The following is a 6,694-nucleotide window of genomic DNA, read 5'->3' on the forward strand; positions in this document are numbered from 1 at the left end:
ACTTGAGGAGCTATAGATGAATTAAATAGATGAGAATAATAAAAGATATAAATGAAGCTCGTCGTCAGACTAATGGCGAGCCAGAGCAACAACCAGCAACGGGTACGGAGCTGGGTGGCGCGACCTAGACCTGAGCTGGCTACCAGAGGGATGACCCAGAGCAAATATTGCGGACTGAGGACCTTGCCGGTCGTAATGAGCAGCAGCAAGAGTGCAAGCAGGCTATCGCTGAAGTCGAAGGCGCCTTTGTACTGCAGCCAGAGCGTCAACAGGAGGCCGCCCCCAAGTAGACCTGCCAGGAGCAGAGTGACTGGAGCTGCCAGAGGGCTGAGGATGTTGAGCGAGCCATAGCTGAAAAGCAGCCGCAGCGGCTGTCCAAAGCCAATCAAACTACCGAGCCAGAGTAGACTTGCTGCTAGCGATTCAATTTGAGGGGGGCGCTGGCCAAGGTAGCGCAGTGGCTCCAACAGCGCACCTTGGGGGTTGAGCAAGGCAAAGAGGCCACTGACGAGCGTCACAGTGGCGACAAAGAGCAGTAAGTGGCGCCAACGCCAGGCGGAAACCTTGGTCAGTGGCCACTGACCAGCACTCAAGCGCTGCTGCTCGGCCAGGAAGAGCGCTGGAAGGCCCAGCAGTGGGTAAAGCTTCAGCAGGGTACCGCCCGCCAGGGCCAGGTAGGCTAACGTCCATCGCTCGCGTTGTGCTGCCACAAGGCAGAGCAGTACACACAGCGAGGGCCACAGATCATAACGCACCTGCAAAAGCGGGCCGCCTCCCACGATCAGGAGCAATGCACCAGCTAGCGCTGCCTGAGACGAGACCTGGCGATATAGGAGCCAGAGCAGCAAGATAGCGGCGGCGAGCATGAGCAGAGCAAAGGTCAGAGTGTAGTAAGGAAGGGGGACCAGCAGCGGCACAGAGAAAGGGAGGAGCGCCAGGGGGGGGTACTCAAGTGGCAGGATGTGAAAAGGGGGTTGTGTGCCATAGAACGAGAGAAACGCGCACTGGTGCGCCGGAAGCCAGCCGAGGGCAGCGCTGCCGAACCAGAAGGCCACGGCGTAGCACTGATAGCGGAGCAGATCAGTGGGTGCCAAGAAAACCTGCCAGGTGCTCTCAACAAAGAGCACGGAGCCGAGCAGCGTAAGCAACCAGCAGGAAGGCCACCGGCGCAGGTCACCGATTCGGAGAAGTGCAGAAGGTCGCATAGCTCTAAAGTTGCTCAGGGGGCTGGGCTTGGCGCCGGTGCGGCGGCATCGCGTTCGGCCAGCATCTCTAAGAAGACCTCATAGGTTTTGCGAGCAATGGCCTCCTGCGTATAATTTTTCAGGATATGCTCACGGGCCTGGCGAGCCAAGCGCTGGTATAGCTCTTGGTCCTCGAGCAGGCGTCGCACGCACTCAGCCATTGCCCGCGCATCTCCCTCGGGGAAGATCAGACCGCCGTTACCGACCGTCACCGGAATCTCGCCCGAATCGGAGCCAACCACTGGCACCCCACAGCACATTGCTTCGGCCATCGAACGCCCAAACTGCTCCATCCAATTAGGGCGTGTCAGTGAGGGCTGGAGTAGCACATGCATCTTACGCATCTCATCAGGCACCTTATAGCTTGGCAGGCTGCCCAAAAAGGTCACGCGCTCGGCCACCCCCAGGCGTTGGGCCATACGCTCCAACTCATCGCGCAAGGGGCCATAGCCGATAAAGACCACACGGCAACACTCTGGTAGCATAGCCAGGGCCTCGATGATCAAGGGAACTCCCTTTTCTTCCTTCAGGCGTCCAACGTAGCCTAGAATGAAAGGCTCACCCGGCTGGTAGGGCCGGCGTTGCGGATCAGGATAGTGGAGGCTTGGCTCCGCTCCGAACTGGGCGATCAAGTGGATCTTCCCCTTATAGCCCTTGCGGCGCAGGACCTCACCCGCTGCCTTGTTGCAAGCCTGAGCATGTCGGGCGTGGTGGTAACAATATAGCTCAAACTGCCGGAACGGGGGAGGATAGCGGCGGTAGAGATTTTGGAAGGTCGAGAAGATTGGCAAGGCCCCATAGCGGCGAGCCAGACGGATCGCCTGGTAGGTGGCGAAATTATAGGGCTCCTCATCGATATGCACGATGTCAGGGCGGACACGGCGCATAATGCTATTGAGCTGAGGATAGTAGTGGATATGGAAATGGCCATTGAGAGCCATAGGAGTCACGATCAGCTCATAGCCCTCCAGATAGACCCGCTCCAGATCCTGCTTACTACCATCATCGGCCAACCAGTAAGGAGGGGTGACAGCGATCAGCTCAACGCCGGGGCATTTAGCCAGCTCCTCCAGCTTACGGTGAGCAGTGCCGGCAACATAGGCCTTAGAGATCGTCAGCACGCGCATTGGACTCAGCTCACTCCAGAGATAAAGCTGCTTCATAGGCAGCCAGCGTCTCGCTCGCAGTGCGTTGCCAGCTAAACTGGGTGGCGCGGCGCAGCGAGCGGGCGCGCAGGTCTGCCTCAAGTTTCATATCACTGAGAACAGCATACATTGCATCCGTGAGAGCGTCCAGATCGGTAGGATCAACGCATAGAGCAGCATCGCCCACGACCTCCGGTAGTGAAGTTCGATTAGAACAAACCACGGGAGCGCCGCAGGCCATAGCCTCCAGAGGATCAAGGCCGAAGCCTTCATAGAGCGAAGGGAAGACAAAGAGACCAGCGCCACTATAGAGCGCAGCTTTGTCCTCATCATGCACAAAGCGGACAATGACTTTATCGGCAATACCCAATTCAGCAGCCAGAGGGCGCGGGTCAGAGAAGCGCGGACCGCGCTGCCGGTCGGGATCGCCCGAGATCAAGAGGCGAAGATCTGGTTCACCGAGGCGCTGATAGACGCGCGCAAAGGCGCGCACCAACTGTGGAACATTCTTGCGAACATCTAAGCCGCCTAGGTAGAAAACATAACGCTGGTCTTCAGCCAGACCGTAGCGTGCCCGCGCTCTGGCCAGTTGCTCGGGGTCGCGCACTGGCTGATATTCCTCACCGGCAGCCTCATAAATGACGCGGATGCGCTCGGCAGGCAGTTTCAAGGTGTCGATAATATCACGCTTGGCATGCTCGGAGACCGTGATGATCAAAGTAGCACGCCTGACAGCATATTCAATGAGACGCATATAAGCCTCGATCTTGGCCCCTGCCCGATAAATAGGAATATGCCAGGGAATGACATCGTGCACGGTGACAACGACAGGCATAGCCGCGCGCAAAGGAGGTGCGAAATAGGGGATGTGGAGCAGATCAACATCATGGTGGCGAGCTGCGCGCGGAGATGTGATCTGCTCCCAAACCAGTTTTTCAATATTTTCATTGCGGGTCAGCCAAGAAGGAGCGGGGGCCGCGACATAACGCATCTGGGGAGGAGGAGTAAAGGGCAACATGTCGGGCCGCGGGCTAAGCAAAACATACTCATGGCTCTGATCGAGCGTTGCCAGAGCTTTGAGCAGATGCAACAAGTACTGTCCGCTCCCACTAGCGGGATAGCGAAAAAAGAGCGCATTAATGCCGATCCGCATAGGAAGCCTCCAGCGTAGTGAAATCCGAGAGACCCTCATAGAGCTTCTGATAGACAAGAAGCATTTTACGCGCCGAGGCTTCCCATGTATAGCGTTTCACCTGCTCATAGCCTCTCTGGCGCAGCTCCTCGCAGAGCTGGCGATCCTCCAGCAGGCGTGTAATAGCGGAAGCCAGGGCCTCCACATCGTAAGGATCGACCTTGAGGGCGGCCTCGCCAACCACCTCGGGCAAGGAAGAAGTATTTGAGGTGACCACGGGAGCGCCGCAGGCCAAGGCCTCCAGTGCAGGCATACCGAAGCCCTCATAGAAGGAGGGGTAAGCAAAGACATCGGCCATACTATAGAGCATGACCAGGTCGAGGGTGCTCACCCGTCCTAGAAAACGCACCTTCTCTGTCAGGCCCAGACGCGTTACCTCCTGCTCAGTCTCCTCATAGAGCCAGCCAGGGCCACCGACGATGACAAGCATTTTCGGGCGCGGTTTGCGGCTCTGAGTCTGGTGGAAAGCGCGGATCAAGCCAAGGTGATTCTTCCGTGGCTCCTTGGTGCCCACGGTTAGCACAAAGGGATGTTTCAGGCCATACTTATAGCGTGTAGCCTCCAAGAGCACGGGATCAGTGATGCGGCGGAAAGCGCGAGCCACGCCAGGAGAGATAATCACCATCTTCTCGGGAGGCGTGCCCAAATACTTAGTGAGGGTACGAGCCGAAGCCTGAGAAACCGTGGCGACCACATCAGCGGTGCGTGCCGCTCGTGGGACCACCTCCCGCAAATAAGCGGCCAGCGAGGGGACGGCATACTGAGGGTACTCCAGAAATGCCAGATCATGGATGGTCACCACTGTACGCGGGCGACGGTGAAAGGGGCTAAAGGGAGGCAAAACGAAATCGGGGCCGTGGTAGAGATCGACAGGGCCAGTGAACCAATTCACGTAGGGCGGGAGCTGCCAGCGATACCAGATAATATTGAGGTAGCGCTCAGGAATCGGGATGCGTCGAATCGTCGCATGCTCTGCTTGAGGGAAAGTACGTCCCTCCTGAGGGGGCTGGCTGCTCAACAGGACATAGCGGTTTACCTGATCTTGAGCAAGCAGGGCATCGACCAGGCAGCGGATGTAGGTCCCGATGCCCGCGCCCTGGCGGATAGCCGTTGTGTAATCAATGGCAATGCGCATAAAGACATCCCTGGCCTTTATAGAAAATCTTCCTGATGGATTCAGCGCTGCTCGGCCAATTGGTAGCAGTCGCTCTCAGAAGCGCTGATAGAGACGCTATGCTTGCGCCCTTCTCACCTTGTGGTGGGCTTCTCCTCTTGTTGGCCTGTCTGCCGATGAAGACAAAGCGGAGAGCCAGGCGAGAAGAAGCCCAAGAAGCGAGGCAAGCTTACCAAAGGCCGATCATCACCGCGGGGCCACAGAGACCCAACCCGAAGCAACCCAACCGTTCCCACCAGCTCGCGGAACAGCAACGACTCGGACTGGTTCAATCAAGCCGTGCCGAAACGGCAGAGGGGGCGAGAAGCCATAATCATACGGGGCAAGCAGGAAAGTGCGGGTGCTTCTCGCCCCAAGCCAAGCAGGCAAGCAAGTTAAGCAGACAAACCGGGTTGACGCGCGGCGACTAGCCAGGCGGCCAGCCGAAGCGGCGTCCGCCCAAGAGATGGAAATGCAGATGGAAGACCGATTGTCCGGCGTCGGATCCGACATTCGTCACGAAGCGAAATCCGCGCTCGGAGAGGCCGAGATCCTGAGCGAGCTTATTAGCCACAACGAAGAGATGGGCCAGCAAGGTCCCATCCTGCTCCGTTACCTCCTTCATCGAAGCCAGATGGCGCCGCGGAATCAGCAGCACATGATGCGGTGCCTGTGGATTGATGTCCGCGAATGCAACGACCTCGGCATCCTGATAAAGGATCTTACTCGGGATCTCGCCCTTAGCGATCTTGCAGAACAAGCAGTCTTGCATAGTTGCCTTCCTCAAGCCAAGAGCGGGCCGGAGTGGTCTGGCTCGACTCAAAGAGTCTATCAGCCAGAGCCCGGGGCCAACCCGACTCTTGCCGATTACTCCTCCGAGGCTGGCTGGCTCTCGGCAGCGTGAGCCGCAGGCTCGACACTTCCAGAGCCAGTGCTCTCCTGAGGGAGAGAGACGGCCTCTGAAGAAGACGAGGTGACCATAGTACCTGCCGGCAAGGCTGGCACCGTTTGTTTATTGTCTCCAGCCAGTGTGCTCGTTGTCAATTCCTGAGCATGCAGGCTAGGATCATTGTACTGCGGCAGCTTCAGCTCCTGGCGGATGAGGCGGATCGCCTGATAGACCACGGCAGGTTTGAGCGAGAGCTGCTGCGCGATAGTGCGATGGATACCGATCGGAGGCACAGGGAGAAACGGCTCATACAAGGCTCGGATCTTCGCCAGTTCTTCACTGTTCCCTCGGTAAGGCTGAACCTCCCACCAGCTTGGCAGCCCCTCGCGCTCGCGCAGGGCCTTGACGATCTTTTTCACCGCCGATTTAGGAATATTCAGCTCATGGGCGATCCGGGTACGGATGCCATCAAACTCAACGGGTTGTGCCAGCTCCTTATAGCGTGCTTCGACCAGAGCCACCTGCTCTGGAGTAGGCACAAAGGGAGCCGGGGGAGGAGTTTTTTCGCGCTTGGGCTTAGCCGGCTGTGGGAGAGGCTTCGCTGCTTTGGCGGGCTCCTTTGCCTGTCTGTGAAGATGATGATGATGAGTAGCCTGAACTGATCCCGGACGTGCTCCCCCTTTCCCTGTGGGACTGAGGCCGGGGCCTACTCCGGCAGCCCCAGGTCGAGAGAAAGAGCCGACCTGACGAGGACCGCGAGCAGGACCGCTCTCTACAGAAGGGCGGGGGCGCTGACCCAAGGCCGAGAAGCTGCTACGGAAAAGAGGGCCTCGACGTTCAGCTTCCCAATACTGAGCGGGTCCGCGCGGCCCTGGCCGCTCACGATCTCGTTCTCGCTCTCGTTCCATGCGCGGCGGGCGCTCCACGGGGGGCCGTGGGCCTTCTCGCCCTGAATGGCGTGTATCCACAGGGAAGCGCGCCGCCGGTCCCTGTGGGGAGCGGGAGCGCGCAGGCGGAGCAGGTGGCTCCGGCTCACTGACCTTGACATCTTGCAAGTGATCAAGCCAGTGG

General features: G+C 58.5%; 5 protein-coding genes and 1 pseudogene. All 6 read right to left on the minus strand.

Features of this window, described 5'->3' with window-relative positions:
• On the minus strand, positions 1 to 1,205 hold a 1,205-nt coding region (locus tag IRZ24_RS15030; protein ID WP_297165658.1), incomplete at its 3' end, for a glycosyltransferase 87 family protein.
• A 14-nt stretch (positions 1,206 to 1,219) separates the two neighbouring features.
• The gene (locus IRZ24_RS15035) at positions 1,220 to 2,407 is read right to left on the minus strand and encodes a glycosyltransferase family 4 protein (RefSeq protein WP_297165660.1); all 1,188 of its coding nucleotides are present in this window, start codon (positions 2,405 to 2,407) and stop codon (positions 1,220 to 1,222) included.
• On the minus strand, positions 2,382 to 3,542 hold the full coding sequence (locus tag IRZ24_RS15040) for a glycosyltransferase family 1 protein (RefSeq protein ID WP_297165662.1): 1,161 nt from the start codon (positions 3,540 to 3,542) through the stop codon (positions 2,382 to 2,384). Before IRZ24_RS15040 ends, IRZ24_RS15035 begins: the two co-directional genes overlap by 26 nt.
• The gene (locus IRZ24_RS15045) at positions 3,526 to 4,716 is read right to left on the minus strand and encodes a glycosyltransferase family 1 protein (RefSeq protein ID WP_297165664.1); all 1,191 of its coding nucleotides are present in this window, start codon (positions 4,714 to 4,716) and stop codon (positions 3,526 to 3,528) included. The genes IRZ24_RS15040 and IRZ24_RS15045 overlap by 17 nt, the downstream gene beginning before the upstream one ends.
• 445 nt (positions 4,717 to 5,161) lie before the next feature.
• Entirely contained in the window at positions 5,162 to 5,506 is a 345-nt protein-coding gene (locus tag IRZ24_RS15050) for a histidine triad nucleotide-binding protein (protein ID WP_297165666.1), read from the minus strand.
• Positions 5,507 to 5,601: 95 nt separating this feature from the next.
• Positions 5,602 to 6,694 (minus strand): annotated as a pseudogene (locus IRZ24_RS15055) (hypothetical protein); the annotation flags it as partial.

Source organism: Thermogemmatispora sp. (assembly GCF_019683755.1).
Classification (GTDB): Bacteria; Chloroflexota; Ktedonobacteria; order Ktedonobacterales; family Ktedonobacteraceae; genus Thermogemmatispora.

Coding starts and splice junctions, on each gene's coding strand:
- IRZ24_RS15050 (WP_297165666.1), bottom strand. CDS start 5,506: ATGCAAGACTGCTTGTTCTGCAAGATCGCTAAGGGCGAGATCCCGAGT.
- IRZ24_RS15040 (WP_297165662.1), bottom strand. CDS start 3,542: ATGCGGATCGGCATTAATGCGCTCTTTTTTCGCTATCCCGCTAGTGGG.
- IRZ24_RS15035 (WP_297165660.1), bottom strand. CDS start 2,407: ATGAAGCAGCTTTATCTCTGGAGTGAGCTGAGTCCAATGCGCGTGCTG.
- IRZ24_RS15045 (WP_297165664.1), bottom strand. CDS start 4,716: ATGCGCATTGCCATTGATTACACAACGGCTATCCGCCAGGGCGCGGGC.